Raw genomic sequence first — 261 nt, 5'->3', positions numbered from 1 at the left:
GTTCCCCGCCGACCGCGGCTGGGACCTCGACACGCTGTTCGACGCCGACCCCGACCACGAAGGCACCTCCTACGCCGTCGAGGGCGGGTTCCTCTACGACGCCGCGGAGTTCGACGCCGGCTTCTTCGGCATGAGCCCGCGCGAGGCACTGGCCACCGACGCCCAGCAGCGGCTGCTGCTGGAGGTCTCCTGGGAGGCCGTCGAGCGCGCGGGCATCGACCCGCTTTCCCTGCGCGGCAGCCGGACCGGCGTGTTCGCCGG

1 protein-coding gene is annotated in these 261 nt (G+C 73.6%); it reads left to right on the top strand.

The genetic code is table 11. The features are described from left to right. On the top strand, positions 1-261 hold a 261-nt coding region (locus G3I65_RS31040; protein WP_203612560.1), incomplete at both ends, for a beta-ketoacyl synthase N-terminal-like domain-containing protein.

The organism is Amycolatopsis sp. SID8362 (assembly GCF_010550475.1).
GTDB lineage: Bacteria > Actinomycetota > Actinomycetes > Mycobacteriales > Pseudonocardiaceae > Amycolatopsis > Amycolatopsis eburnea.
The sequence above is the reverse complement of the archived record's forward strand: the minus strand, read 5'-3'. Positions and strand labels throughout refer to the sequence as shown.